This is a genomic window from Amycolatopsis sp. cmx-4-83 (genome assembly GCF_046548815.1).
Taxonomy (GTDB): Bacteria; Actinomycetota; Actinomycetes; order Mycobacteriales; family Pseudonocardiaceae; genus Amycolatopsis; species Amycolatopsis pretoriensis_A.
In genome coordinates this window covers 58,856-84,556 of record NZ_JAEBEF010000010.1, presented here as the reverse complement: position 1 = coordinate 84,556, position 25,701 = coordinate 58,856, and the positions used below count along the sequence as shown (strand labels likewise).

Sequence of the window (25,701 nt, the reverse complement as noted above, 5' to 3'; positions counted from 1 at the left end):
GAGTACGAGCGGGCGATGGTGGTGCGCCCCGCCGCTCAGGGCGCGTACTTGCCCACGAAACTGCCGCAGGTCACCGGGCGGCCGGTGAGGCGGGCCTGGATCGCCGTCTCCAGGCCGAGGTAGGTGAACACCGGCGTGTCGGCCGGGACCGACGCCGGGACCGGGCCGCCGGTCGCCAGCAACCGGCTCGGCACCGTCTGGAACAGCACCAGGTACCCGCCTTCACGGTTGAGCTCGTCGCTCTTCGCGAGCATCCGCTCGGGCGCGTCGCCGACGATTTCCAGGGGCAGCGGCCATTCCAGCGGGAACGGGTTGTTCAGGCGGAAGGCGGGGTAGGCGAACGCGTTGTCCGGCAGGACCGCCGTGCGCGGGGCCGGGAAGCGGTCGAGGCAGTCGCGGATCTGCCGGACGTAGGCGTAGGTCGAGGGGTTCGTGCGGATGCCCGACATCGCCGGGCTGACGTCGCCGAGGTCCGCGGTCAGCCGGTCGTGCCCGAGGTCGAGGTAGGCGGCCTGGTCGTGGCGCGCGACGACGACCCAGCCGCACACCGCGACCGCGGTCAGCCCGGCCGTCGCGGTGACCCAGCGGCGCGCCAGCCGCGGCCGGGGCGGGACGACGTGGCTCAGCAGCAGCAACGCCGTCAGCGCGAGGGTGCCGGTGAGCAGCGTCGGGGTGTCGTTGCCCCACGACAGGCTGGTCATGAACCCGGTGGCGAGCACGAGCAGCCCGGCCCACGGCACCCTCCGCGCCACGGCCGCGTTCACCGGCACGCTGACCGCGACGATCCACCACAGGACGTCGGCCCAGCGCGAGGAGCCGGTGAACCGGCCGTCGACGACGGTCCAGACCACCGCGGCCGCCCCGGCGAGCACCAGCACCCAGGACGCGGCCCGCCCGGCCGCGCCGAGCCGGTCGCCGGGCAGCCGGACGGCCAGCAGCACCACGGCGATCGCGGCGAAGAACCCGAGTTCGCGCACCGGTGCGCGGGTCAGCGCCTCGGGGTCGGCCAGCCACAGCCCGAGCAGCCGTTCGCCGTACGCGGGCACGCCGCCGGTGAGCTGCTCGACCATCTCGGCGAACCCGCCGCCGATGGCGACCCAGGCGACGTACGCCAGCCCGGGCGCGCCGAGCGCGAGCAGGTCGAGCAGCACCCGCACCACGCGCCGCGCCCCGGTCCGGGTGGCCGGGTGCAGCAGCAGCCACAGCACGCCGATCACGGCGGCCAGCGCGAAGCTCTGCTTGACGAACACCGCGCAGCCGAGCAGCACGAGCCCGCCGCGGCGGGCGAGCGCGCGGCCGGTGCGCAGCCCGGTGTCCAGCGCCCACGCGCCGCACGCGGTGAGCGCGATGCCGTCGACGGTGTGCCAGGCCATCAGCGGGAAGGCGTTGAGGTTGATCAGCGACGCGGCCGCGACCATCGCCGTCATGCCCGGGCCCCAGTCCAGCACCCGGCGCCGGGTGACGAGCGCGGCGAAGGCGATCGTCGCCACGACGATCTCGATCATGGACAGGAAGCTCGACCCGAAGAACAGCGGCATCGGGAGGGCGAAGTCGACGACGTGCAGCACGGCCGAGCCGAGCGGGCGCGCGGAGATGATGTCGGCGTGCGGGACTTCGCCGTGCAGCACGCGCCACGCCTGCGCGAGGATGAACCCCTGGTCGGAGGGGTGGAACCCGAAGCGCCCGACGCGCAGTTCGGTGGCCAGCGCGAGCAGCACGACCCAGCCGGCGTGGATCCCCCAGCGCAGCAGCGACCGGGAAGCCTTCGAGGGCGCGGGTTCCGCGGCGGCGTGCGCAGGACTCGCCACGTCCACGCCGCGCCCGCCTTCCGCTCCCGATCACACCCGGAAAGCGATGGTACTGGCCGGGGCGGTCCGGGGTGCGATGGCCGTGCGCCGGACCATCGGCGGGCGGTGGGTGGCGACCCCGGTGGGCCACCACCCACCTGCCGTCACCCGAAGGCGGGCCGGGCGGTGCCGATCTCGGCCGTCTTGTCGGCGCGTTCCCCAGTGGTGCTACTCGGCATTTCGAACTCCCCAGTTCACGCCCGTACCGTTGTACGGGACTCGCGCGAGGGTAGAAGTACCGTTGCCGCCGTGCCAGGGTTTCGGCGGAATACGCGGGGATCAAGCACGACGGCGCCAGATCGAGCGGGTGACCGCCGCCGCGACCGACGCCGGCGCGGGCCGGCGGGGCAGGTCGCGGGCCTCCGGCGCCGACTCCCGCACGGCCGAGTACGCCAGGTGCGCGGCGAAGCGGGAGAGCCGCGGCGCCACGAGCGTCGCCAGTTCGGCCGCGCGGCCTTCGGGCAGGCTCAGCACCTCCGGCCGGTCCTCGCACGCCTTCACCACCAGGGCCGCCGCGCGTTCCGGGCTGCTCGACGGGAGGCCGCGGTAGCCGGTCGGCGCGATCATCGGGGTCCGGACCAGCGGCATCCGCACCGACGTGAACGTGACGCCGTCCGAGAGCGTCTCGCGCCCGGCCGCCAGCCCGAACTCCTCCAGCGCCGCCTTCGAAGCCAGGTAAGCGGAGAAGCGCGGGGTGTCGGTCTGCAGGCCCATGGTCGTCACGTTGACGACGTGGCCGAACCGGCGCTCGGTCATCGACGGCAGGAACCCGAGGATCAGCCGCACCGGGCCGAAGTAGTTGATCGCCATCGTGCGCTCGAAGTCGTGGAACCGTTCGGTGGACAGCGCGACCGAGCGCCGGATCGACCGGCCCGCGTTGTTCACCAGCACGTCCACCGCGCCGTGCTCGCCGAGGACGTCCTTGACGAGCGCGTCGACCGCGTCGCCGTCGGTGAGGTCGCACGGGTACGCCGCCGCGGAGCCGCCCGCCGCGAGGATCTCCTCCCGCACCTCTTCGAGTTCCGACGCGCGCCGGGCCACGAGGATCACCTTCGCGCCCTTGCGGGCCACGGCCAGCGCCGACGCCCGGCCGATCCCGGACGACGCGCCGGTGATCAGCACCGTCCGCCCGGCGAGGCCGTGGGTGCGGCGGGCGCGGTCGGGGTCGAGGTGGGCCTGCCAGTACCGGTACAGCGGCGCCGCGTAGTCCCGCAGCTCCGGCAGTTCGACGCCGCTGCCGAACAACGCGGTCGTGGTGCGCGCGGTGTCGAACTCGACCGGCATGCTCAGGTGCGGCAGCACTTCGAGCGGGACGCCCAGCTCTTCGAGGACGGCGGCCCGCGTGGCCCGGCCGCCGGGCAGGCGGTCGATCCCGGCCGCGGCCGCCTTCGCGACCCGCCCACCCGCGCGCCGGACCACGCCCGAGGCCCGGGCGGGCAGCGCGGCCCGGACGACCGGCCCGCCGGCGGCGCGCGCGAAGGCGTTGTAGACGGAGTTGAGCGACTGCGGCCACGCGGCGGCGAGGTGGTAGGTCGACCCCGGCGGCGCGTCCCGGTGCATCAGGAACTCCATCGCGTCGACGACGTAGTCGACCGGCACCAGGTTCGTCGCGCCGAGGCCGGGCGCGGCCAGGGGGAGGCGCTTCGGCAGGGCCGCCAGCCGCGAGATCGCGGGGAGGAAGAAGTAGGGGCCGTCGACCTTGTCCATCTCGCCGGTGCGCGAATCGCCGACGACCGCGGACGGCCGGTAGACGCGGAACGGCAGCGCCTGCTCGCGGACGAGCTTCTCGGCCTGGAACTTCGTCGCGTGGTACGGCGAGCCGAAGCGCTGGCCGAGGTCGAAGTCGGCCTCGGTGAACCGCCCGGCGTGATCGCCCGCGACGGCGATCGACGACACGTGGTGCACCAGCCCGGCGCCGGCCGCGGCGGCGAAGGCGAGCAGGTGCCGGGTGCCCTCGACGTTGGCGCGCCGGTTGGCCTCTTCGCCGGCGGTGAGGTCGTAGACCGCGCCCAGGTGGACGACGTGGTCGAGGTGCCCGCACTCGGCGGGGTCGACGCCGAGCCGCGGTTCGCCGAGGTCGCCGACCACGGGCCGCAGCTTGTCCGCCCCCGCCCAGTCCCGGCTCAGCGCGGCCAGGCGCTCGCGGGAGGTCTCGCGGACCAGCGCGTACACCGCGGACGTCTCCGGCCGCCGGAGCAGCCGCGCGACCAGGCGTTTTCCGATGAAACCCGTCGCACCCGTCACGAAGTAGGTCGTCATGGCCGGTCCCTTCCGTCGGGGCCGACTCTAACCTACTGAGAAGTAGGAACGGTAGTTGTCAGGTTTGGGCCGTCTCTTCCGCCGTCGCGACGACAGCGTCACGCAAGGCGGCCCGCAGCCGTCCGACGTCGAGCGGCCCGAGTACCGCCGCCTCGCCGGGTGGCGCGACCAGTACCACCTTGTCGTTGCTGACGAACACCGTCACGTCCCTGCGCCTGCCGGCCAGATCCCGGCAGCCGATCGACCACTCGCCCCGACTCATGGTCGCCGCCCTCCGATTCTTCGTCGATCGTGCTTCGTGCGAGGGTGGGAGGGGGCCGTGACAGCGCTATGACGCCGGTTCACCCGATCTGCCTACTCGCGGGTTTTGCCTTGCGCTTCGCGGATTTCCGGCGTATCCCCCGGTCGTGGCGCGGCCGGTTCCGGAGTACCGTCCGCACCGTCTCGTCGTCGTGGGAGGTCGCTGATGTCGGAGCCGCGCAAGATCGTCGTCGTCGGAGCGGGACTGGGCGGGGCGTCCGCCGTAGCCGCGTTGCGAGAGCGCGGCTACACCGGCGAAGTCCTGTTGATGGGCTCGGATCCGCACCGCCCGTACGAGCTGCCGCCGCTGTCGAAGGGTGTCCTGCTCGGCAACACCGACGAGCCCGACTGGGTGCACGAAGAGAAGTACTACGCGGAAAAGGACGTCCGCTTCAGCCCCGGTGTCACGGCGACGCGCGTCGAGCTGGGCGCCCGCCTGGTCCTCGACGACGCGGGCGGCGAGCACCGCTACGACCGCCTGGTCCTGGCCACCGGCTCCCGGCCGCGGTCGCTCCCGGTCCCGGGCGGCGACCTGCCCGGGCTCTACACGCTGCGCACCCTGGACGACGCGTTGAAGCTGCGCTCGGCGTTCGCGGCGGCGGAGCGGGTGGTGATCGTCGGCGCCGGCTGGATCGGCTCGGAGGCCGCGGCGGCGGCCCGCACGCACAACGCGGACGTGACGGTCGTGGACCCGGTCCCGGTGCCGCTGGCGAACGTCGTCGGCGAGACGATCGGCGGCGTGTTCCGCGACCTCCACGTCGCGAACGGCGTGAACTACCGCCTGGGCGAGCAGGTCGCGGAGATCACGGGCGGCCCGGACGGCGTCCGCGGCGTCCGCTTGGCGGGCGGCGAAGAACTGGCGGCGGACGTGGTCCTGATCGCGGTCGGCGCGGCCCCGCGGGTGGAGCTGGCCCACGCGGCCGGCTTGGAACTGTCCGACGACGGCGGCGTCTGCGTCGACGCGGGCCTGCGCACGGCGGCCCCGGACGTGTACGCGGTGGGCGACATCGCGGCCCACTTCCACCCCCGCTACGGCCGCCGCATCCGCGTGGAGCACTGGGCGAACGCGAAGGACCAGGGCACGCACGTGGCACAGAACTTGCTGGGGGAGAACGAGCCCTTCCTGGCCTCGCCGTACTTCTTCACCGACCAGTACGACCTGGGGTGCGAGTACCGGGGGCTGGCGGACCCGGCGGCGGACGAACTGGTGGTGCGCGGCGACCTGGCAGCCCGCGAGTTCACGGCGTTCTGGCTCCGCGACGGCGAAGTGGCGGCGGCGATGAACGTGAACACGTGGGACGACGGCGACGCACTGGGAGCGTTGGTCGACGGCCGCGCGAAGGTGACGGCGGAGCAGCTCAAGACGGCGGATCTGGCCTCGCTGACCTGATCTTCGTGCGAGTATCGCCGCGTGAAGGAATCAGACTTCGAGGACAGCTTCCACCCGACCGACGCGGAAATCCGCGCCTGGGCGTACAGCGGCGAAGACGAACCGATGCAGGACTGGGACATCCTGCTCGCCGCGCCCGGGAACCTGCCCCTCCTGCTCGAGCTCGCCGGGGATCCTGCGTGCCCGGCCCGTGAAACGCTGCTCGGCAGCCTCTACTGCGTGGTCGGCCACGAGCAGTCGAAGGAGCAGTTCCGCGAGACGGCCGAGGTCGCCGCACGGTCGGGGAATGCCTGGCTGGAGACCTGGGCTCGCCGGGTCCGCGAGATCCTCGACCACCCGGAAGCGTTCAACCGCAAGGACTGGTGCGGCTTCCCCGGCTACGCGACCAAGCCGACGGGCTGACTTTCCCGCGTCAAAACCGAGAACGCCACCAAAGCCAGCACCGCGAACCCCGCCATCGTCGCGGCCATCGGCACCGCCGTTCCCGGCCCGCCGAGGCCGACCAGCGGCGTCGCCGCCGCGCCCACCACGAACTGCAGCACCCCCAGCAACGCCGACGCCGACCCGGCCGAACGCGCGTGGGAAGCCAGTGCCAGCGAACTCGCGTTCGGCATCACCAGCCCGATGCTCGACACCAGCAGGAACAACGACACCAGCAGGAACGCCAGTGGCGCCCGCAGCAGCGCCGACGCCAGCACGAAAGCCCCGCCCACGACACCCAGAAGCAGCCCGGACAGCAACAGCGCCCGTTCGCGCACGCGCCCCACGAGCCGTCCGTTGAGCTGGCCCGCCAGCACGATCCCGACGCCGTTGACGCCGAACACCACGCTGTACGCCTGCGGACTCAGCCCGTACACGCCCTGCAGCGCGAACGAAGACCCCGAGATGTAGGCGAACATCGACGCGAACAGCAGTCCCGACGCCAGCGCGTACCCCGCGAACGACCGGTCCGCCGCCAGCCGCCCGTAGGTCCGCATCACCTGGCCCAGCCGAGCCGGGGAGCGTACGGCGGACGGCTCCGGCAGGAAGAACACCACCACGGCCAGCAGCAGGGCGCCGAACACCGTCAGCACGACGAACACCCCGCGCCACGACGTCCAGTTCAGCAGCTGGCCGCCGAGCAGCGGGGCCAGGATCGGGGCCAGGCCGCTGACCAGCATCAGCGTGGAGAAGAACTTCGTCATCGCGGTGCCGGAGTAGAGGTCGCGGACCGTGGCGCGCGCGATCACGATGCCCGCGGCCGCGCCCAGCGACTGGACGAACCGCGCGCCGACCAGCAGCCACGCGTCCGGGCTCACCGCGCACAGCACCGAGCCCACGATGTACAGCACCAGCCCCGCCAGCAGCGGGCGGCGGCGGCCCAGCGCGTCCGACAGCGGGCCGAGCACCAGCTGGCCCAGCGCCAGCCCCACGATGAACGCGCTCAGCGTCAGCTGGACCGTGCTGTCCGCCGCGCGCAGGTCCTCGGCCATCCGGGGGAGGGCGGGCAGGTACATGTCGATCGACAGCGGCCCGAACGCCGAGAGACCACCCAGGATGAGGACGAACTTCAGCTGCGCGCGCCCGCGGGTCGCGGTACGTTCCGCCGTGGTGGTCATCGGCCTCCTCCCGGTCCTGCTTCCGACCAGCGACGCCGGCGCCGGTGCTATTCCGGCTGTGATCGGTGACACCCCGTGCTCAAATGAGCGTGAACCGATACTGATCCGACCAATTTCCGGCCGATTCGCCGCTGGCTCTGGATCGAGGCCCGCGACTGCGATATACATCGGATGTCTGGTCGGTGTGGGTGAAGGGAATATCCGTGCAGCTAGTGCGCCTCGGAGAGCCGGGAAGTGAGCGTCCGTTCGTGCGGGCCGATGACGGCACCACCTACGAACTGGGCGGGCTGACCGCCGACATCGACGGCGGCTTCCTCGCCGCGGACGGGATCGCGCGCACCGCCGCCGCGCTCGCCGCCGGGGAACTGCCGGAGGCGGACGTCGACGGCCTGCGCGTGGGCTCGCCGATCGCGCAGCCCGGCAAGGTCGTCTGCATCGGCATGAACTACCGCCGCCACGCCGAGGAGACCGGCGCGACGCCGCCCACCGAGCCCGTCGTCTTCATGAAGGCGCCGGACGTCGTGGTCGGCCCGGCCGACGACGTCCTCGTCCCGCGCGGGTCGGTCAGCACCGACTGGGAGGTCGAGCTCGGCGTCGTCATCGGCAAGACCGCCCGCTACCTCGACAGCGTGGACGAAGCTCTGGAGCACGTCGCCGGCTACGTCGTCTCGAACGACGTCTCCGAGCGCGAGCTGCAGTTCCGCACCGCCCAGTGGGACAAGGGCAAGTCGTGCGAGAACTTCAACCCGCTCGGCCCGGCGCTGGTCCCGGCGAGCGAGGTGCCGGACCCGCAGGACCTCGGCCTGCGGCTGTGGATCAACGGCGAGAAGAAGCAGGACTCCTCGACCAAGGACATGATCTTCGGCGTCGCCGAGATCGTCCACCACCTGAGCCAGGTGATGGTGCTGCGCCCCGGCGACCTGATCAACACCGGCACCCCCGAAGGCGTCGCCCTCGGCCAGCCCGACCCGAAGCCGTACCTGCGTGACGGCGACGTGATCGAGCTGGAGATCGACGGGCTTGGCCGGCAGCGCCAGACCGCGAGGCAGGCCTGACCATGGCGAAGATCATCGGCATGGAGGTCCTCGACGTCCGGTTCCCGACCTCGCGGGAGCTCGACGGCTCGGACGCCATGAACCCCGACCCGGACTACTCCGCCGCCTACGTCGTGCTGCACACCGACGGCGGACCGGACGGCTACGGCCTCGCGTTCACCATCGGCCGCGGCAACGACGTCCAGGCCGCCGCGATCCGGGCGCTCGCCCCGCACGTCGTCGGCCGGGACGTCCCGGAGGACGCGGCCGCGCTCGGCGACCTGTCCCGCACGCTCGTCGGTGACTCGCAGTTCCGCTGGCTGGGCCCGGAAAAGGGCGTCGCGCACATGGCCGTCGGGGCGGTCGTCAACGCCGCCTGGGACCTCGCCGCGCGGCGCGCCGGCCTGCCGGTCTGGCAGTTCGCGGCGCGCATGGCGCCCGAGGAGCTCGTCTCCCTGGTGGACTTCCGGTACCTGTCCGACGCGCTCACCGAAGCCGAAGCCCTCGACATCCTGCGCCGGGCCGAACCCGGCCGGGCCGAGCGGGCCAAGCAGCTGGAAGAGCACGGCTACCGCGCCTACAGCACGTCCCCGGGCTGGCTCGGGTACGCCGACGCGAAGCTCGTGCGGCTCGCCGAACAGGCCGTCGCGGACGGCTTCGGGATGATCAAGCTCAAGGTCGGCGGCAACCTCGAGGACGACGTCCGCCGGATGAAACTGGCCCGCGAGACCGTCGGCGACGGCATCCGGATCGCCGTCGACGCCAACCAGCGCTGGGACGTCCGGGCCGCGGTCGACTGGATGACCGAACTCGCGCCGTACGATCCGTACTGGATCGAGGAGCCGACCTCGCCCGACGACGTCCTCGGCCACGCGGCGATCGCGAAGGCGCTCGCGCCCATCAAGATCGCCACCGGCGAGCACGTCCAGAACCGCGTGGTCTTCAAGCAGCTGCTGCAGGCGAACGCGATCTCGGTGCTGCAGCTGGACGCCGCCCGCGTCGGCGGCTTCAACGAGAACCTCGCGATCCTGCTGCTGGCCGCCAAGTTCGGCGTCCCGGTGTGCCCGCACGCCGGCGGCGTGGGGCTCTGCGAGCTCGTCCGGCACCTGTCGATGTTCGACTTCGTGGCGGTGTCGGGCACCGACGCGGACCGCTCGATCGAGTGGGTCGACCACCTGCACGAGCACTTCACCGACCCGGCCGTCGTCGAGCGCGGCCGGTACCTCGCCCCGACCGCACCCGGGTTCTCCGCGCGCATGCACGACGCCACGCTGCGCCGGTTCCGCTTCCCGGACGGTCCCGAGTGGACGGAGACCGCAAGTGAGTGAATTCGAGGGCCTGGTGGCCGCCGTCACCGGGGGCGCCTCGGGCATCGGCAAGGCCGTCGCGACCTCGCTGGCCGCACGCGGCGCGCGGGTGGCGGCCCTCGACCTGAAGCCCGGCGAGGACGGCATCCGCTGCGACGTCTCCTCCGATGACGAAGTCCGCTCGGCGATCGACGCCGTCGTGGAACGCTTCGGGCGCCTCGACATCCTGGTCAACAACGCGGGCATCGGCGCGCAGGGCGACGTCTCGGCCAACGACGACGACGAGTGGCACCGCGTGTTCGACGTCAACGTCGTCGGCATGGTCCGGCTCGCCCGGGCCGCGCTGCCGCACCTGAAGAACTCGCCGTCCGCGGCGATCGTGAACACCTGCTCCATCGCGGCCTGGGCCGGCCTGCCCAACCGCGCGCTGTATTCGGCCAGCAAGGGCGCGGTGCTCTCGCTGACCCTGGCGATGGCGACCGACCACCTGCCGGACCGGATCCGCGTCAACTGCGTGTGCCCGGGCACGGCGGACACCCCGTGGGTGGGCCGCCTGCTCGACGCCGCCGACGACCCGGCGGCCGAACGCGCGGCCCTCGCGGCGCGCCAGCCGATGGGCCGGCTGGTCACCGCCGAAGAGGTCGCGAACGCCGTCGTCTACCTCGCCAGCCCGCTTTCCGCTTCGACCACCGGCACCGCGCTCGCGGTCGACGGTGGCATGTACGGCCTGCGCCCGCGCGGCCCCGTGCAACCCCAATAGGACTTTCGCTGTCATCAAGGAGGATGCGGTGCGCAATAGGGTGATCACGGTGGCCGCCACGGCCGCCGTCTGCGGCCTGGTACTGGCCGCCTGCGGGTCCACCAAGGACAACGCGTCGGCGCCCGCGGCGGGTGGCGGCTCCGGCGGCAAGGTCGGCGCGACCCTGCCGCTGCTGACCTCGCCGTTCTGGCAGGCCTACAACAACTACGTGCCGCAGATGGCCAAGTCGGAGGGCGTCGACGTGCTCCCGGCCGTCAACGCGGACAGCGACCCGGCGAAGCTGATCACCGACATCGGCACGTTCCTCAACCAAGGCGTCAAGGGCCTGGTCGTGACGCCGCTGGACTCGGCGGCCATCGTCGCCGGGCTCAAGCAGGCCGAGAACAAGGGCGTGCCGGTCGTCGCGGTCGACGTCGCCCCCGAGAGCGGCAAGGTCGCCATGGTCGTGCGCGCCGACAACAAGGCCTACGGCACCAAGGCGTGCGACGCGATCGGCGCGAAGGTCAAGTCCGGCAAGGTCGTGCAGATCATGGGCGACCTCGCCTCGGTCAACGGCCGCGACCGCTCGGAAGCCTTCCGCGACTGCATGAAGTCGAAGTACCCGGGCGTCCAGGTGCTGGAGATCCCGGCCGAGTGGAAGGCCGACAAGGCGTCCTCCGGGCTGGACAGCATGCTGACCGCGAACCCGGACATCAAGGCCGTCTACATGCAGGCCGGCGGCGTCTACCTCGCCCCGACCGAGCAGGCGCTCAAGCGCAAGAACCTGTTCTTCCCGGTCGGGGACCCGAAGCACATCGTGCTCGTGTCCAACGACGGCATCCCCCAGGAGCTGGCCGCGATCCGCGCCGGCGAGCTCGACGCCACCGTGTCCCAGCCGGCCGACGCCTACGCGAAGTACGGCCTGTACTGGCTGAAGAAGGCCATGGCGGGCGAGACGTTCAAGCCGGGCCCGACCGACCACGACAGCACCATCGTCGAGATCAGCCCCGGCATCCTCGAGGACCAGCTGCCCGCGCCCGTCATCACCAAGGACAACGTGGACGACAAGGCCCTGTGGGGGAACAACCTGTGACCGCGCTGCCCGCCGGCGAATCCGCCGTCCCGGTGGTCAGCGCGGTCGGAGTCGGGAAGCGCTACGGCCCCACCGTGGCGCTCCACGACGTCAGCCTCACCGTGCACCCCGGCGAGTCCCACGCGCTCGTCGGGCGCAACGGGGCCGGCAAGTCGACGCTCGTCTCCATCCTCACCGGCCTGTCCGCCACGGACACCGGGCACGTCGAGTTCGGCGGCGAGCCGGCCCCCGCGCTGACCAGGCAGGACGACTGGAAGGCGCGCGTCGCCTGCGTGTACCAGCACGCGATGGTCGTCCCGCAGCTCACCGTCGCCGAGAACCTGTTCCTCAACCGGCAGGCGGGCGGCGGGTTCGCGATCGGCTGGAAGTCGTTGCGGCGCCAGGCCCGCGAGCTGCTCGACTCGTGGGACGTGCACGTCGACGTCGACACCCCGGCCGGCGAGCTGTCGGTCGAGGACCGGCAGTTCGTCGAGATCGCCCGCGCGCTGTCCTACGGCGCCCGGTTCATCGTCCTCGACGAACCGACCGCGCAGCTGGACAGCCAGGCCATCGAGCGGCTCTTCGACCGGATGCGCCAGATGCAGGCGGGCGGGGTGACGTTCCTGTTCATCTCGCACCACCTGCACGAGGTGTACGAGGTCTGCCAGGCCGTCACGGTGCTGCGCGACGCGAAGCACGTGCTGACCGCGCCGGTCGCCGAGGTCGGCAAGGCGCAGCTGGTCGACGCGATGACCGGCGAACCCGGCGGCCTGTCGGTGCGCGACGCCGCGACGCGGGAGTCCCTCGAACCGGACGCCCCGGAGATCCTCGCGGTCGACGGCCTGTCCGGCGACGGCTTCTCCGACGTCTCCTTCCGGCTGCACCGCGGCGAGGTGGTCGGGTTCGCGGGCAGCAACGCCAGCGGGAAGCACCAGGTCGCCGAGACGGTCTACGGCCTGCGGACGCCGTCCGCGGGCACGGTCCGCGTCGACGGCGAGCCGTTGCGCCCGGGCGACATCCCGGCGGCGCTGCGGGCGGGCATCGGCTGCGTCCCGCGCGACCGGCACCACGAAGGCCTGGTGCTGGAGCACTCGATCGCCGACAACGCCACGCTGTCCATTTTGGACAAACTGGGCCGCGGCGGGATCGCTTCGCCGGGCACGAGGTTCGCGAAGGCGTCGCAGGCGCTGAAGGACTACGACATCGTGGCCGCGAGCGCCGAGCAGCCGGTGTCCGACCTTTCCGGCGGCAACCAGCAGAAGATCGTCCTGGCGCGGGCGTTGCTGAGCGACCCGCGCGTGGTCGTGCTGATCAACCCGACCGCCGGGGTGGACGTGAAGTCGAAGGAGGCGCTGCTCGCGGTCGTCGACCGGGTGCGCGCCGAGGGCAAGGCGGTGCTGATCGTCAGCGACGAGCTCGACGACCTGCGCCTGAGCGACCGGGTCCTGGTGCTGCGCGCCGGGTCCGTGGTCGCCGAGCACCAGGCCGGGTGGTCCGACGGCGACCTCGTGGCCGACATCGAAGGAGTCGAGCTTTCGTGACCGACGTGATGACCTCCCCGCAGACGGAGCTGCCCGCGCCACCCCGGCGCCGGAAGGCCGGCTGGCTGCGTGAACTGGCCCTGCTGCCCGCGCTGATCGTCGTGTTCGTGATCGGCGGCCTGGTCGACGACACCTTCGTCGGCTGGAGCAACATCGTCAGCATCCTGACCGCGTCGGCGGCGCTGTCGCTGGTCGTGCTGGGCGAGTCGCTGGTGCTGATCACCGGGAAGTTCGACCTGTCGCTGGAATCCACGATGGGCCTGGCGCCCGCGCTGGGCGCGATGGTCGTGATCCCGGCGGCGTCGGCCGGCTTCGGTGTCGAGCTGCCCGCCGCGATCGGCCTCTTGATCATCCCGCTGTGCGGGGCGCTGGTCGGGTTCGTCAACGGCTTCCTGATCGTGAAGCTGAAGCTGAACGCCTTCATCGTCACCCTGGCGATGCTCACCGTGCTGCGCGGCGTGCAGGTCGGGTCGACGCAGGGCAAGACGCTGTTCAACCTGCCGGACTCGTTCACGAACCTCGCCACGACGACGTTCGCCGGCCTGCCGATGTCGGTCTGGCTGGCGGCGGCGCTGTTCGCGGTCGCCGGCTGGGTGCTGCGCTACCACCGCGTCGGCCGCGCGCTGTACGCGATCGGCGGCAACCGCGAAGCCGCGCGGGCGGCCGGTGTCCGCGTCGACCGGATCGCGTGGGCGGTGTTCGTCGTCGCCGGCGTCCTCGCGGCGATCGGCGGGCTCGCGTACACCGGTTACGTCGGCGCGCTGGGCGCGAACCAGGGCTCCGGGCTGATCCTGCAGGTGTTCGCGGCGGCGGTGATCGGCGGCGTCTCCCTCGACGGTGGCAAGGGCACGCTCGTCGGCGCGCTGACCGGCGTCCTGCTGCTGTCGTCGGTGTCGAGCCTCCTGAACTACGCGCACGTCCGCGCGGAGTGGCAGGGCGCGATCTACGGCGCGATCATCCTGGTGGCGCTGATCATCGCCCGGTACGCCGGGGGAAAGCCCCAGACCTGACCCGGCCCGGTGATCATCCGACGAACCGGGAGGGGCAGGAGGTGAGTGTGTGCGTGTCAGGAGGCTTCGGCGGTGAGGTCCGGCGTGGTCGGGTCGTCCGCGGTGCCCAGGGCGTTGCGCAGCCACTGCTCCACGCCCGCGACGTGCACGGTCGCCCACGAGCGCGCCAGTTCCGGCTCGCGCGCCGCGATGGCCTCGTAGATCGCCGAGTGCTGCTCCCGCGTCTTCGCGACCGCGCCCTCCTGGGTGAGGCCGCGCCAGATGCGGGCGCGCGCGGTCGGCCCGGAGAGGCTGTCGAGCAGCGAGCACAGCACCGGGTTGCCGGAGCCGTCGGCGATCTTGCGGTGGAACTGGAGATCGTTGGCGACCAGCGCCTCGACCGTCGGCGAGTCCTCGAGCTCCCCGAGCAGCTGGCCCAGCTCGGTGATGTCGTCGTCGCTCATGTGCAGCGCGGCCAGCGCGGTCGCGGCGGGCTCGAGGATCCGCCGCACGGCGAGGAAGTCGAGCACGGTGTCGTCGCGGTGGAAGTCGACGACGAACGTCATCGCGTCGAGCAGCAGGTTCGGCTCGAGGCTGGTGACGTACGTGCCGTCGCCCTGGCGGACGTCGAGCACCCTGATCAGGCACAACGCCTTGACGGCCTCCCGCAGGGAGCTGCGCGAGAGCCCGAGCCGCTGGGCCAGCTCGGCCTCCTTGGGCAGCCGGTCGCCCGGCGCCAGCTCGCCGGAGATGATCATGTCCTTGATCTTGTCGATCGCGACATCGGTGACGGGCATCGCGTCCGTCCTCCCTGCACCAGACCTCGGATGTTTCGGTGTTCCTCCCCAGCGTGCCATGTTCCGGCGAAGGAGTGGCGATGACCCACCAGCCCGCACCGCAAAGAGTGGCGCTCCATACCCGCCTGAAGCCGGGCAAGGAAGCCGAGTACGAGTCCGTCCACGCCGTCATCCCGCCCGGGCTGGACACGGCGTTGCGCGAAGCCGGCGTCCGCACCTGGCGGATCTGGCGTAACGGTCTCGACCTCTTCCACGTCGTCGAAGTGGACGACTACGCGGCGATGCGCGCGGCGTTGCGGGACCACCCCGCCAACGTCCCGTGGCAGGCGAGGATGGCCGAGCTGCTGGCCGTCGAAGACGACTACTCCGGCGACGACACCGGCATCGGGCTGGTCTGGGAACTGCCGGTGAAGGAGTGACGGCGTTGGAACTCCCCCTCTCCCCGCTGGGCCTCGGCTGCGCGCAGCTGGGCAACCTCTACCACGCGATCACCGACGAGACGGCGGCCGCGACCGTGCACCGCGCGTGGGACGAGGGCATCCGGTACTTCGACACCGCGCCGCACTACGGCCTCGGCCTCTCGGAGACCCGCCTCGGCGCTGCCCTGCGTTCGTACCCCCGCGACGAGTTCGTCCTCTCGACGAAGGTCGGGCGCGTGCTCGAACCGGACCCGGACGGCGCCGGGCGGCAGGACGACGAGGGCTTCGCCGTCCCCGCCGCGTACCGGCGCCGCTGGGACTTCAGCCGCGACGGCGTCCTGCGGTCCTTCGAGGACAGTTTGGTGAGGCTCGGGCTCGACCGCGTCGACGTCGTCTACGTCCACGACCCCGACGACCACTTCGAAGAAGCCCTGCGCGGCGCCTTCCCCGCGTTGCGCGAGCTGCGGGAGCAGGGCGTGATCGGCGGGTTCGGCGCCGGGATGAACCAGGCGCCGATGCTCACCGAGTTCGTCCGCCGCACCGACCTCGACGTCCTGCTCGTGGCCGGCCGCTACACGTTGCTGGACCAGCCGGCGCTCGACGAGCTGCTGCCGCTCTGCCTCGACCGCGGCGTCCGGGTGGTCGCCGGCGGCGCGTTCAACGGCGGCATCCTGGCGACGGCCGAGCCGGGCCGCGTCTACGACTACGCCGACGCCCCGCCGGAGCTGGTCGAGCGGGCCGGCCGGATCGCCGCGATCTGCGCGCGGCACGGCGTCGAGCTGCCGGAAGCGGCGCTGGCGCTGCCGATGGCGCACCCCGCGGTGGCGTCGGTCGTCGTCGGCGCGCACGATCCTTCGCAGGTCAGCGTCAACGCGCGGCGGGCCAGGGCGGTCGTGCCCCCTCGGCTGTGGACCGAACTCGTCGACGCGGGCCTGCTGCGGGCCGACGTCGTCATCGCCGAAGGAGTCTCATGATCGACGCGCACCACCACCTCTGGGACCCGTCGCGGCGCGAATACCCGTGGCTGGCGGGCGCGGCCCTCGACCCGATCCGCCGTCCGTACACGGTCGACGACCTGCGTGCGGTGACGAAGGCGGCCGGCGTGCACGCGACGATCCTGGTGCAGACGACCTCCTCGGCCGAAGAGACCGAGGAGTTCCTCGCGACGGCCGAGGCCGAACCGGTGATCGCGGGCGTGGTCGGCTGGGTGGACCTCGAAGCCCCCGGCGTCGCCGACCGGCTGGCCGCGTCGACCGGGCCGCTCGTCGGGATCCGGCACCAGGTGGAGACCGAACCGGACGACGAGTGGCTGCTGCGGCCCCCGGTGCTGGCCGGGCTGGGCGCGGTGGCGTCGGCGGGGCTGACCTACGACCTGCTCGTGCGCGTCGGGCAACTGCCCGCGGCCGCGTCCCTGGCGGCACGGCTGCCGGAGCTGCGGCTGGTCTTGGACCACGCGGCCAAGCCGCCGATCGCGGCGGGGGAGTGGGAGCCGTGGGCGTCCGGGGTGGCCGCGCTGGCCGCGCACGAGAACGTCGTGTGCAAGCTTTCGGGCCTGGTCACGGAGGCGGACTGGACCGGATGGGAGGTCGGCCACCTGCGCCGGTACGTCGACCACGTGCTGGACGTGTTCGGCCCGTCCCGGCTGCTGTTCGGCTCGGACTGGCCGGTCTGCGAACTGGCGGCGTCCTACGAGCTCGTCGTGGACGCGGCCGTCGCCCTCACCGGCGGGCTGTCGGACGCGGAGCGGCTGGCCGTCTTCGAGCACAACGCGCGGGCGGTCTACGACGTGGATGCGGGCGGGGAGACCTCTTCCAGGGGGTAAAAGAGGTTTCCCCGCCCGCCGCTCGGGAAGCTCAGAACTCGTCGTCGCCGATCATGCCGCGCAAGCGGGTCAGGGCCCGGTGCTGCGTCACGCGCACGTTGCCCGGCGAGATGCCGAGCGCTTCGGCGGTCTCCTGCGCGGAGAAGCCGACGGCGATGCGCAGGGTCAGGATCTCCTGCTGCACCCGCGGGAGCGAGGCGAGGAGGCGGCCGAGGCGCGCGCCGAGGTCGAGGTGCAGGGCGTGGGTCTCCGGCTCGTTGCCGGCGACCAGCGGGCGCTCGGGGAGTTCGGGGACGGGCTCGGAGCGGTCGCGGGCGACGGCGCGGTAGGCGTCGGCGACCTTGTTGGCCGCGATCGCGTGCACGAGGTAGAGGAACGACCCGCCCCGGTCCTGATAATCGGGAAGAGCCTTCAACACCGCGAGGCAGACTTCCTGGGCGACGTCGTCGGCCGAGAGGTAGGAGAGGTCTCGCCCGCCCATCCGCGCCCGGCAGTAGCGGACCACGACCGGCTCGATCATCTGGAGCAGGGAGTGGATGGCCGCGGGGTTCCCCTCACCCGCGTCCTTCACCAGGGGGTCGAGGTCCTCCTTGGTGAGCCGCCCGCCGGGCCTGGGCAATGACTCCGGAGTGCGATAATCGCGAACGGCGGAAGTGGGTTCCGCGGTGATCTGCGGCGGTGCTGTCATGGTCGTCTCCCCGGCCGACCCTCGACCGCCGCTGCCGGGGGGCTCCACTCTCCGTGACTTTCCGGTTGCAGATACTCCGGGAGACCCGGGGTGATCTGCGATCCGTGCGACGCTGGGTAATCGTAAGCACCTCGATGGCGGTCAGTCCAGATTTCAACGACCAATACCCCGTTCGCAGCATCGACCGTGATGTTCCCGCGACCAGACCCCGCACATTGCGATTAATCGGTTTCAGGATGTGCCGACTTCACCCGTCAGTGGAGGAACGCCACGGAAGTGGCAGTCGCGGTCACGGCGAGCGACGCGATCGCGGGCAGCGCGGGGTGCGCCGGCCCCGGTTCGGGGGTCCGCAAGGACCGTTCGCGCAGTGTCCCGATGGCCGCCAGCAGGGCAGACGTCCCCGCGGACAGCAGTACGGGCACCAGGGCGACACCCCAATGGCGCTGGGCGGCGGCGTGCAGGAGCAGTAGCGTGCAGGCGGCAGATGCCAGCGCGGTGCGCCGCCAGGCGAGGCCGGTGCGCTCGGCTTGGGCTCCGCGGGTGGGGGTCACGACCCGGTCCGAGGGCGCATGACGGTATTTCTGACCTGGCGATAATCGCGAAGCAGCGGTATTCGCGGCGTCACGAGACGACCAGCAGCACCGCGGCGGCGACGATGAGGGTCAGCAGACCGCCGGTCAGCACGAGGATCAGCAGGCTCCGCGGCAGTGGCTCTCCGGCACGCATCGCAACCTGCACCCGCCGCCACCGGGGGTACGCGGTCGCGGCGAGAACGGCGGCGAGCACGACGCACAACCCGGCGAGAACGGCACTGGCCGCGGCGGGCGACGGCACCAGCTGGTGCACGGCCACGCCGCCGGCGAGCAAGCCGAGGGCGGTGCGGACCCAGGCGAGGAAGGTGCGTTCGTTCGCCAGCGTGAACCGGTAGTCCGGTTCAGCGCCTCCGGCGTGGGGCTTGATGTCGTCCGAGGCCACGCCTGCAGACGCTAGCCGCTGAGTGCGGCGGGGGCTGGTCGGTGTGCGGGCACCCACGTGGGGGTCCTGGGATCGCCGCAGGGGTCGCCGGGTGGTGCGTCTCGCTCGCGGCGGCCGGATCGCCCGGCGCCGGGTCGGGTCAGCTGCTGTGCGCAGCGGTGTGCGGGCACCCACGTGCCTCGCCCGCGGCCGCCGGACCGGGTCAGGCGCTGTGCGCCGGCACCGCTGCCCGGTGTGCGAACACCCACCACCGCAGCACCGCGAACCGCACGAACCCACCGACGAAGCTGGCCAGCAGCAGCGTGCCCGTTTCCTCCCACGACGTCGGCCGGTCGACGAGGGCGTCGAGCAGTGCGAGCACCGCCGAGCCGTAGCCGGCGTAGAAGGCGAACGTGATGAAGTCCTGCAGGTGCCGCTTCCCGGCGTTGCTGGGCCGGCCGGCGAAGGTGACGCGGCGGTGGAACTCGGTGTTGCCGACCGTCGTGAGCGCGATCGCCACCAGGTTCGCGACCTGGGAGCCGAGCTCGTCGCGCAGCAGGAGGAAGAGGAGCGCCTGGACCCCGGTCGTCACGACGCCGGCGACGACGTACCACGCGGCGTGCGTGCCGAGCTCGTGGTGCCGGTCCGGGTCGGTGGCGAGCAGCCGATGATCCGGTGCGCACCTGGTGGTGGCCATGATCCCAACCTACCCTGCGTTCACAAACTTGTGAATGTGTTAAAGCGGTTGAAGAAATGTGATCCCGGTGACACCGCCGGGGTTTCGGGCCCCCGACGTCCGGGGTAGGTCACCGGGGATGACGAGTTCCGAGCGCGAGGAGACGACTGGTGAGTGACCGTGACTCGGTCGAACCGGACAGCTTGAGCCCCAGCGAAGCGCTGGACGAGGACGAGCTGCGCGTGGATCCGCTCGAAGAGGGCGTCGAGCCACCGGAGCACTGGAGCGCCGCGGACCGCTTCGGCACGACGCCGAGCGAGATCCGGGAGGGCGAGCCGATCGAACAGCGCCTGGCCGAAGAGGAGCCGGACGCCGAACCGGAGCCGGTGCCGGAGCGCCCGCTCGCGGCGACGCCGGCGGCGGAGCTCGACGAGACGATCGAGGACGCCCCGCCGGACTACGAGCAGGTGACCCCGGACGACGAGGTGCCGCACCGGCACGCGGACCCGGATCCCGGCGAACAGGCGGATTACGCCGGCGGCTCGGTCGCCGACGCCATCCGCGCGGCCCGGCAGGGCTGATCCGCTCAGACTGCGCGTCCGTTCGGGCGCCCCTAGCGTGGGGCACCAGTGCATCGGACCGCGACGAAGGGAAGGCCGAAGATGCTGACCGTGACCGAAGCCGCCGCCGAGGCGATCACCGCGCTGACCAGCCAGGGGGAGGGCGACGCCGGGCTCCGCCTGGCAGTCCAGAACGCCGACGGCGAAAGCGCTCAGCTGGCCCTGTCGGTGGCGCCGGAACCCGCCGAGGGCGACAGCGTGCTCGGGGTCGACGAGGGCCCGAAGGTCTTCCTCGAACCCCAGGCGGCGGCGCTGCTCGACGACAAGGTGCTGGACGTCCAAGAGGACGAAGCGGGCGGAGTCGCTTTCGCGGTGCTGCCCCAGCACACGAGCTGACCGCGGCGGACGGGCCTTTCGCAGCGTCGCGAGAGGTCCGTTCGCCCGGTTGCGTCACCCGCGGGAGCGCCACTCCCGCACCAGCCGCGCGGCGCAAGCCCGCAGCAGCGCCGGCGCCTTCGCTTGCGCCTCCTCCACCGAAGACGCGTGATCGATCAACGCGCTGCTCCCGACGACGCCCAGCCGCGCGAGCCCGGCGTCGTCGAGCTGGATCCGCCCCGCGAGCACCAGCAGCGGAATCCCCTTGGCCCGGGAAGCGATCCCGGCCGCCGCCTTGCCGTTCAGGCTCTGCTCGTCCAGCGACCCTTCCCCGGTGATCACCAGGTCCGCGCCCCGCACGGCGGCGTCGACCCCGGTCAGCCCGGCGATCAGGTCGAACCCCGATTCCACGGTCGCGCCCAGCCCGGCGATCGCGCCGGCCGCGACCCCGCCACCGGCACCGGCGCCCGGCACGCGTGAGACGTCGGGCGCCCCGCCCACCTGCAGCGCGTGCGCCCACCGGCCGAGTCCTTCTTCGAGGAGCGCCACCTCTTCTTCCCGCGCGCCCTTCTGCGGCCCGAACACCGCGGCGGCCCCCGACGGGCCCAGCAGCGGGTTCGTCACGTCGGTCGCGACCGCGACGCGCACACCGTCGAGGCGTTCGCGCACCGGCGTCAGCTCGGTGGACGCGACCCGCGTCAGCGTCGCGCCGCCCAGCCCGACCGGCGCGCCGAACGCGTCCAGCACACCGGCGCCGAGCGCGCCCAGCATCCCGGCGCCGCCGTCGGTGCTCGCCGTGCCGCCGACCGTCAGCACGAGCCGCTTCGCGCCGTGCATCAGCGCGTCCATCAGCAGTTCGCCGACGCCCCAGGTGTGCGCGGCCAGCGCGGTTTCCGGGGTGGGGTCGACGAATTCGATCCCGCACGCCCGCGCCGATTCGACGTACGCGGTGCCGTCGAGCACCGCGTACCGCGCCTTGACGTGCTCGTCGAGCGGGCCGCGGACGGACAGCCGGACGATCCGGGCGCCCGCCGCTTCGAGGACGTCGAGGGTGCCTTCGCCGCCGTCGGCGACCGGGCAGGAGACGACTTCGGCGTCCGGCAAGGCATCCCGGACGCCCAGTGCGATGGCCTCCGCGGCCTCGACCGCGGTGAGACTGCCCTTGAACTTGTCGGGCGCGACGACGACACGGGTCACGGCTTCACCTCCGTCAGCGGGTCTCGCCCGGCGAGCACCGCCGCGACGTTGCGGGCGGCCAGCACGGCCATCGCGGTGCGGGTTTCGACCGTCGCGGACCCGAGGTGCGGGCTCACCACGACGTCGTCGCGGCCGAGCAGCCGCGGTTCGACCTCGGGTTCCTTCTCGAACACGTCCAGCGCGGCCCCGGCGATCTCCCCGGCTTCGAGCGCGTCGGCCAGCGCGGCTTCGTCGACGACCGGGCCGCGCGTGGTGTTCACCAGGTAGGCGCCGGGTTTCATGGCGCGCAACGCGGCCGCGTCGATGAGGTGCCGCGTCTCGGGCGTCAGCGGGCAGTGCAGCGAGACGACGTCCGAGCGCGCCAGGAGTTCTTCGAAGGAAACGGAACCGCGTCCCGACCGTCCCGAATGGACGATCTCCATGCCGAACGCCTCGGCCCGCTTCGCCATCGCCCGCCCGATCTGGCCGTACCCGACGATGCCGAGCGTCTTGCCCTGCAGGCCCGAGCCGAGCAGGAAGCCGAGGTGGAACGACCACGGCGTGCGCGAGCGCAGCAGCCGTTCGCCTTCGCCGAGCCGCCGCGTGACGGCGAGCAGCAGGCCGAAGGCGAGGTCGGCGGTCGCGTCGGTGAGCACGCCCGGCGTGTTCGTCACGACCACGCCGCGCTCGGCCAGCGCCGGGACGTCGACGTTGTCGTAGCCGACCGCGACGTTCGCGACCACCTTCAGGCCCGGCCCGGCGGCGTCGGCGAACGCGCCGTCGAGCCGGTCGTGCAGCATCCCGACCACGGCGTCCGCGCCGGCCACGAACTCGTGCAGTTCTTCCGGCGTGAGCGGGCGGTCGGCGGGCGAGACCACCACTTCGCCCGCTTCGGCGAGGAGCTTCACCGCGTCGTCGGGAATCCACCGGGTCACCGCGATCTTGGCCACCCCGACAGCCTAGTCCCCCTGAACGGCCCCGAGAACGATCTCCGACTGCGCCGCCGCGCCCGCGCCGTTGGGGTGGAAGGGGAAGGCGAGCAGCAGCGGGTTGCTCACCGAAACCGGGATCAGGCCTTCGACGTACCGCACGGTGGGCGCCTGGCAGGCGTCGTGGCCGAGCGTGGGGGAGTAGGTGTCGACGAGCTCGACGTCGTTGGCCGCGGCGACCCGGGCGAGCATCGCGTTCATCTGGAGGAACTTCGCCTGCAGGTAGGCGATGTCGCCGTCGGCGACCGGGATCACCGGCCAGCACCCCTTGCCGCTCGCGGGCAGCCCGGCGAGGTAGTTCACCAGCAGGATCCGTGCGTTCGGCGACCGGTCCTTGATGCCCCGCAGCGCCGCGGCGATCTTCGGTTCCGTCGCGGTGACGGCGTTTTCCAGCTGGTCGACGCCGCCGGCGGTGAACTTCGCCTTGCAGGTGCTGACCGGGAGCAGGTTGAGGCACTTCGTCACGGCCGCCGCGAGCCCGATGTCGTTGCCGCCGATGCCGACGGTCACCAGGTCCGTGGCCGGGGTGAGCCGGTCGAACTGCGGCGGGTTCGTCCCGCCCAGCGGCAGCTTCTGCGGCTGCGTGAAGTCGGTCGTCGTCGCACCGCCGCAGCTCGCGTCGCGGAACGTCTCGACGCCGAGCGCGCCGGCCAGCTCGTGCGGGTAGTCCGAAGTGGACTGCGCGCAGTCGAGCGGCGTGTACTGCGTGGTGGGCGGGAAGGTGACGAAGACGTCGGCGGTCCAGGAGTCACCGAGTGCGACGTACTCGTGGTAGCTCGTGCTCGCCGACGCCGGAGCGGCGAAGGCGAGCATGGCGAGCGCGGGCACGACGAGCAGAGCGGACAGGCGCTTGCGCATGCTGCCTCCGTTGGCGAGCGTGGTGAAGGACTTTCACATTCAGCTCGCGTCCGGTGAAAAGTCAATCGACGTCACCCGCTCCGGCCAGTCCGATCGACGTGGGTAATCAGACCCTGGTCAGCCGCACCACCGCGCTCGCGTACCCGCTGCCGGGGAAACCCACGTCGAGGCCGTGGCTGAGCAGCACCGCGCCGTCGTGCACGACGCCGCCGGAGTCGCGGTAACGCCCCGCCGGGTCGAGCCCGGCGAGCCGCGGCGGCGTGAACGGCCGCGCGAACTCCGTGGGCCGTCGCCAGAAGAAGACGACCACCTCGCCGCCGAGCACGTACTGCACCGCGGTCAACGCCGAGGTCGCCGGGTCCGCCAGCCGGTACAGCTCGCCGTGCTGCACGACCGGCCGGATTTCCTTGTACAGCGCGACGAGCTCCGCCGCTTCCGCCAGTTCGGCGGCGGACCAGCGAGGCAGGTCGCCGCCGAGGCCGAGCACGCCCGCCATGGCGACGTGGAAGCGGAAGCTCAACGGCGCTTCGCGGCCGGTGGTGGGGTTCGGGCTGTCGGTGACCCAGGCCGACATCGTGCCCGCCGGGTAGAGCTGCCCGTAGCCGTGCTGGATGGTGATCCGGTCGGCGGCGTCGGTGTTGTCGGACGCCCAGATCTCGTCGGTCCGGGCGAGGATCCCCAGGTCGGTGCGCCCGCCGCCGCCCGCACAGCCCTGGATCCGCAACGCGGGGTGCGCGGCGCGCAGCCGGTCCAGGATGGCGTGCACCGCGCGGACGTGGTCCACCCACACGCGCCCGGCCTCCCCGCCCGGCCAGCCGGCTTCGGTGAAAGCGCGGTTCATGTCCCACTTGAGGTAGTCGACGCCGTGCTCGCCGACCAGCCGGTCGAGCCACTCGTGCGCCCACCCGGCGACGTCCGCGCGCGCGAAGTTCAGCACGAGCTGGTTCCGGAGCTCAGTGCGTTCGCGGTTCGCCATGTGCAGCACCCAGTCCGGGTGCGCGCGGTAGAGGTCGCTGTCCGGGTTGACCATCTCCGGCTCGACCCACAGCCCGAACCGCATCCCGTGCGCGTGGACCGCGTCGGCCAGGGGCTTGAGCCCGGCCGGGAAGCGTTGTGCGTTCGCGGTCCAGTCGCCGAGCCCGGCGGCGTCACCGGTGCGGGCGCCGAACCAGCCGTCGTCCATCACGAACAGTTCCGCGCCGAGCTTCGCGGCGGCCGCGGCCAGCTCGGTTTCGGTCTTCTCGTCGACGTCCCACCCGGTCGCTTCCCACGAGTTGTAGACGATCGGCCGCAGTTCCCCGGGGTGCGGCTGGACGAACTCGCGGACGTAGGCGTGCCAGCGCCGGCTCGTCCCGCCGAAGCCGTCGGCCGCGTAGAGCCCGGCGAACACCGGCGTCTCCCAGGTTTCGCCGGGCCGCAGCCGCCAGGCGACGTTCTCGTGGCCGAACCCGCCGGTCCACGTCACGCGCCCGGTGTGCGTGCGCTCGACGGTGATCCGCCAGCTCCCGCTCCAGGCGAGCGCGGTGCTCCAGACCTCGCCCGCCGTCTCGGTGGCGTCGCCCGCGTCCAGCATCACCCACGGGTCGACCTGGTGGCTCGACACGCCGCGGCGACTGGTCAACGTCGTCTCGCCGACCGGCAGCGGCTCGCGCAGCACGCCGTGCTCGGCGCTCCACGCGCCCGACGTCCGGGTCAGCCGGGCGCCGTCGCGGCGGGGGAGCGTCCACGCCGCGGAATCGGTGCGCAGCAGGGAAACCGGCTCGTCCGCGCGCAGCGACGTCCAGCGTTCGACGACGTCGCCGCGGACGCGGTAGTGCAGCGAGAGCTCCAGGGGGTAGTGCCGGTCGGCGAGCCGCACGACCAGGGAGTCCTCGGTGCTGGTGTGCCCGGCGTAGCGCCACTCGAGCGCCGACGTGCCGTCCTCGTACCGCACGGCCAGCGCCGCGACGCCGAAGAACGCGCCGCCCTCGGCCGGGAGTTCCTGCCGCTCGTCGCCCGGCTCGTCGAAGCTGCTGTCGGCGGGGTTGCGGCGCGCGGCGACCTGCGCGGCCTGGGCCGGCGTCAGCGGCGGGCCCCAGTGGACGTGCCGCGGCCGGTCGTCGGCGTCGAGCCGGAAGGCGTACGAGCTCTCGGGGGTGCGCAGCAGCCAGAGCCGGCGCGCGGGGTCGTGTTCGACGAGCGACATGCTCCCGAGCGTAGGCACGACCAAGCTTCCGCACGGCTCCCGGCTGATCCGGATCGGCCGAGCTTTCGCTGTACGTGCGTCATCCATTGGGTGGAAGACGGCTGTTCGGGGGCCGGGAGGCGTGCT

At 72.4% G+C, this 25,701-nt stretch carries 26 protein-coding genes; 13 read left to right on the top strand and 13 right to left on the bottom strand.

Annotated elements, in window-relative coordinates:
- Nucleotides 1-35 precede the first annotated feature (35 nt).
- From ACLJQM_RS29965 to ACLJQM_RS29955, 3 genes are all read right to left on the bottom strand, one after another.
- On the bottom strand, nt 36-1,814 hold the full coding sequence (locus ACLJQM_RS29965; RefSeq protein WP_410633658.1) for a hypothetical protein: 1,779 nt from the start codon (nt 1,812-1,814) through the stop codon (nt 36-38).
- A 312-nt stretch (nt 1,815-2,126) separates the two neighbouring features.
- Nucleotides 2,127-4,106 (bottom strand): SDR family oxidoreductase, encoded by a 1,980-nt coding sequence (locus ACLJQM_RS29960; protein WP_410633656.1) that lies wholly within the window; start codon nt 4,104-4,106, stop codon nt 2,127-2,129.
- A 58-nt stretch (nt 4,107-4,164) separates the two neighbouring features.
- The gene (locus ACLJQM_RS29955; RefSeq protein ID WP_360782745.1) at nt 4,165-4,368 is read right to left on the bottom strand and encodes a hypothetical protein; all 204 of its coding nucleotides are present in this window, start codon (nt 4,366-4,368) and stop codon (nt 4,165-4,167) included.
- A 204-nt stretch (nt 4,369-4,572) separates the two neighbouring features.
- Between ACLJQM_RS29955 and ACLJQM_RS29950 the strand changes: the two genes are divergently transcribed.
- Both ACLJQM_RS29950 and ACLJQM_RS29945 read left to right on the top strand, forming a co-directional pair.
- Complete coding sequence (locus ACLJQM_RS29950; protein WP_410633654.1) at nt 4,573-5,796, top strand: NAD(P)/FAD-dependent oxidoreductase; 1,224 nt, start codon at nt 4,573-4,575, stop codon at nt 5,794-5,796.
- A gap of 21 nt (nt 5,797-5,817) precedes the next feature.
- The gene (locus tag ACLJQM_RS29945) at nt 5,818-6,198 is read left to right on the top strand and encodes a hypothetical protein (protein WP_410633652.1); all 381 of its coding nucleotides are present in this window, start codon (nt 5,818-5,820) and stop codon (nt 6,196-6,198) included.
- Here the strand turns inward: ACLJQM_RS29945 and ACLJQM_RS29940 are convergent.
- Nucleotides 6,174-7,394, bottom strand: a complete 1,221-nt coding sequence (locus tag ACLJQM_RS29940) for a multidrug effflux MFS transporter (RefSeq protein ID WP_247013225.1) — start codon at nt 7,392-7,394, stop codon at nt 6,174-6,176. The genes ACLJQM_RS29945 and ACLJQM_RS29940 overlap by 25 nt on opposite strands.
- A 203-nt stretch (nt 7,395-7,597) precedes the next feature.
- On the opposite strand from ACLJQM_RS29940, the gene ACLJQM_RS29935 reads away from it, so the two are divergent.
- From ACLJQM_RS29935 to ACLJQM_RS29910, 6 genes are read left to right on the top strand one after another with little or no spacing between them, the layout of a single operon-like run.
- On the top strand, nt 7,598-8,449 hold the full coding sequence (locus ACLJQM_RS29935; protein ID WP_410633650.1) for a fumarylacetoacetate hydrolase family protein: 852 nt from the start codon (nt 7,598-7,600) through the stop codon (nt 8,447-8,449).
- A gap of 2 nt (nt 8,450-8,451) precedes the next feature.
- Nucleotides 8,452-9,756: an enolase C-terminal domain-like protein gene (locus tag ACLJQM_RS29930; protein ID WP_410633649.1), complete on the top strand. Its 1,305-nt coding sequence runs from the start codon at nt 8,452-8,454 to the stop codon at nt 9,754-9,756.
- Nucleotides 9,749-10,495 carry an SDR family NAD(P)-dependent oxidoreductase gene (locus ACLJQM_RS29925; protein ID WP_360782733.1) on the top strand — a complete coding sequence of 249 codons (747 nt, stop codon included), beginning with the start codon at nt 9,749-9,751 and terminating at the stop codon, nt 10,493-10,495. The genes ACLJQM_RS29930 and ACLJQM_RS29925 overlap by 8 nt, the downstream gene beginning before the upstream one ends.
- A gap of 40 nt (nt 10,496-10,535) precedes the next feature.
- Nucleotides 10,536-11,567, top strand: coding sequence for a sugar ABC transporter substrate-binding protein (locus ACLJQM_RS29920; protein ID WP_360782786.1), 1,032 nt, complete (start codon nt 10,536-10,538; stop codon nt 11,565-11,567).
- Complete coding sequence (locus ACLJQM_RS29915) at nt 11,564-13,087, top strand: sugar ABC transporter ATP-binding protein (protein ID WP_410633647.1); 1,524 nt, start codon at nt 11,564-11,566, stop codon at nt 13,085-13,087. The genes ACLJQM_RS29920 and ACLJQM_RS29915 overlap by 4 nt, the downstream gene beginning before the upstream one ends.
- Nucleotides 13,084-14,097 carry an ABC transporter permease gene (locus ACLJQM_RS29910; RefSeq protein ID WP_360782727.1) on the top strand — a complete coding sequence of 338 codons (1,014 nt, stop codon included), beginning with the start codon at nt 13,084-13,086 and terminating at the stop codon, nt 14,095-14,097. Before ACLJQM_RS29915 ends, ACLJQM_RS29910 begins: the two co-directional genes overlap by 4 nt.
- Nucleotides 14,098-14,153: 56 nt before the next feature.
- On the opposite strand, the gene ACLJQM_RS29905 is transcribed toward ACLJQM_RS29910, so the two are convergent.
- A complete protein-coding gene (locus ACLJQM_RS29905) occupies nt 14,154-14,873 on the bottom strand; it encodes a FadR/GntR family transcriptional regulator (RefSeq protein WP_247013213.1) in 720 nt (239 codons plus the stop codon).
- An 80-nt stretch (nt 14,874-14,953) separates the two neighbouring features.
- On the opposite strand from ACLJQM_RS29905, the gene ACLJQM_RS29900 reads away from it, so the two are divergent.
- The 3 genes from ACLJQM_RS29900 to ACLJQM_RS29890 are packed head-to-tail and all read left to right on the top strand — an operon-like array spanning nt 14,954 to nt 17,114.
- Nucleotides 14,954-15,292, top strand: a complete 339-nt coding sequence (locus ACLJQM_RS29900; RefSeq protein WP_247013211.1) for an L-rhamnose mutarotase — start codon at nt 14,954-14,956, stop codon at nt 15,290-15,292.
- Between the two features lie 5 nt (nt 15,293-15,297).
- A complete protein-coding gene (locus ACLJQM_RS29895) occupies nt 15,298-16,266 on the top strand; it encodes an aldo/keto reductase (protein WP_247013209.1) in 969 nt (322 codons plus the stop codon).
- The gene (locus ACLJQM_RS29890) at nt 16,263-17,114 is read left to right on the top strand and encodes an amidohydrolase family protein (protein ID WP_247013207.1); all 852 of its coding nucleotides are present in this window, start codon (nt 16,263-16,265) and stop codon (nt 17,112-17,114) included. The genes ACLJQM_RS29895 and ACLJQM_RS29890 overlap by 4 nt, the downstream gene beginning before the upstream one ends.
- Nucleotides 17,115-17,145: 31 nt before the next feature.
- Here the strand turns inward: ACLJQM_RS29890 and shbA are convergent, their stop codons facing one another.
- From shbA to ACLJQM_RS29870, 4 genes are all read right to left on the bottom strand, one after another.
- The gene (gene shbA / locus ACLJQM_RS29885; RefSeq protein WP_410633646.1) at nt 17,146-17,733 is read right to left on the bottom strand and encodes an RNA polymerase sigma factor ShbA; all 588 of its coding nucleotides are present in this window, start codon (nt 17,731-17,733) and stop codon (nt 17,146-17,148) included.
- Nucleotides 17,734-18,056: 323 nt separating this feature from the next.
- A complete protein-coding gene (locus tag ACLJQM_RS29880) occupies nt 18,057-18,353 on the bottom strand; it encodes a DUF202 domain-containing protein (protein WP_410633644.1) in 297 nt (98 codons plus the stop codon).
- A gap of 70 nt (nt 18,354-18,423) precedes the next feature.
- On the bottom strand, nt 18,424-18,777 hold the full coding sequence (locus ACLJQM_RS29875; protein ID WP_360782715.1) for a YidH family protein: 354 nt from the start codon (nt 18,775-18,777) through the stop codon (nt 18,424-18,426).
- 202 nt (nt 18,778-18,979) lie between these two features.
- Nucleotides 18,980-19,453 carry a GtrA family protein gene (locus tag ACLJQM_RS29870; protein WP_410633642.1) on the bottom strand — a complete coding sequence of 158 codons (474 nt, stop codon included), beginning with the start codon at nt 19,451-19,453 and terminating at the stop codon, nt 18,980-18,982.
- A gap of 149 nt (nt 19,454-19,602) precedes the next feature.
- On the opposite strand from ACLJQM_RS29870, the gene ACLJQM_RS29865 reads away from it, so the two are divergent.
- Together ACLJQM_RS29865 and ACLJQM_RS29860 are read left to right on the top strand one after the other, a co-directional pair.
- A complete protein-coding gene (locus ACLJQM_RS29865; RefSeq protein WP_360782709.1) occupies nt 19,603-20,013 on the top strand; it encodes a hypothetical protein in 411 nt (136 codons plus the stop codon).
- Nucleotides 20,014-20,094: 81 nt separating this feature from the next.
- Entirely contained in the window at nt 20,095-20,388 is a 294-nt protein-coding gene (locus ACLJQM_RS29860) for an iron-sulfur cluster biosynthesis family protein (protein ID WP_247013195.1), read from the top strand.
- 54 nt (nt 20,389-20,442) lie between these two features.
- Here the strand turns inward: ACLJQM_RS29860 and ACLJQM_RS29855 are convergent, their stop codons facing one another.
- From ACLJQM_RS29855 to ACLJQM_RS29840, 4 genes are all read right to left on the bottom strand, one after another.
- Nucleotides 20,443-21,564, bottom strand: a complete 1,122-nt coding sequence (locus ACLJQM_RS29855) for a glycerate kinase (RefSeq protein ID WP_410633640.1) — start codon at nt 21,562-21,564, stop codon at nt 20,443-20,445.
- On the bottom strand, nt 21,561-22,493 hold the full coding sequence (locus tag ACLJQM_RS29850; RefSeq protein WP_360782702.1) for a 2-hydroxyacid dehydrogenase: 933 nt from the start codon (nt 22,491-22,493) through the stop codon (nt 21,561-21,563). The genes ACLJQM_RS29855 and ACLJQM_RS29850 overlap by 4 nt, the downstream gene beginning before the upstream one ends.
- A gap of 9 nt (nt 22,494-22,502) precedes the next feature.
- The gene (locus ACLJQM_RS29845; protein ID WP_410633638.1) at nt 22,503-23,390 is read right to left on the bottom strand and encodes an SGNH/GDSL hydrolase family protein; all 888 of its coding nucleotides are present in this window, start codon (nt 23,388-23,390) and stop codon (nt 22,503-22,505) included.
- 106 nt (nt 23,391-23,496) lie between these two features.
- Nucleotides 23,497-25,575: an alpha-galactosidase gene (locus tag ACLJQM_RS29840; RefSeq protein WP_410633637.1), complete on the bottom strand. Its 2,079-nt coding sequence runs from the start codon at nt 25,573-25,575 to the stop codon at nt 23,497-23,499.
- Nucleotides 25,576-25,701: the final 126 nt, after the last annotated feature.

Bases quoted from the DNA above. Each gene is read 5' to 3' on its own strand.
- ACLJQM_RS29960 (WP_410633656.1), bottom strand. From the start codon at position 4,106: ATGACGACCTACTTCGTGACGGGTGCGACGGGTTTCATCGGAAAACGC.
- ACLJQM_RS29930 (WP_410633649.1), top strand. From the start codon at position 8,452: ATGGCGAAGATCATCGGCATGGAGGTCCTCGACGTCCGGTTCCCGACC.
- ACLJQM_RS29905 (WP_247013213.1), bottom strand. From the start codon at position 14,873: ATGCCCGTCACCGATGTCGCGATCGACAAGATCAAGGACATGATCATC.
- ACLJQM_RS29940 (WP_247013225.1), bottom strand. From the start codon at position 7,394: ATGACCACCACGGCGGAACGTACCGCGACCCGCGGGCGCGCGCAGCTG.
- ACLJQM_RS29860 (WP_247013195.1), top strand. From the start codon at position 20,095: ATGCTGACCGTGACCGAAGCCGCCGCCGAGGCGATCACCGCGCTGACC.
- ACLJQM_RS29845 (WP_410633638.1), bottom strand. From the start codon at position 23,390: ATGCGCAAGCGCCTGTCCGCTCTGCTCGTCGTGCCCGCGCTCGCCATG.
- ACLJQM_RS29840 (WP_410633637.1), bottom strand. From the start codon at position 25,575: ATGTCGCTCGTCGAACACGACCCCGCGCGCCGGCTCTGGCTGCTGCGC.
- ACLJQM_RS29950 (WP_410633654.1), top strand. From the start codon at position 4,573: ATGTCGGAGCCGCGCAAGATCGTCGTCGTCGGAGCGGGACTGGGCGGG.
- ACLJQM_RS29890 (WP_247013207.1), top strand. From the start codon at position 16,263: ATGATCGACGCGCACCACCACCTCTGGGACCCGTCGCGGCGCGAATAC.
- ACLJQM_RS29900 (WP_247013211.1), top strand. From the start codon at position 14,954: ATGACCCACCAGCCCGCACCGCAAAGAGTGGCGCTCCATACCCGCCTG.
- ACLJQM_RS29955 (WP_360782745.1), bottom strand. From the start codon at position 4,368: ATGAGTCGGGGCGAGTGGTCGATCGGCTGCCGGGATCTGGCCGGCAGG.
- ACLJQM_RS29870 (WP_410633642.1), bottom strand. From the start codon at position 19,453: ATGGCCACCACCAGGTGCGCACCGGATCATCGGCTGCTCGCCACCGAC.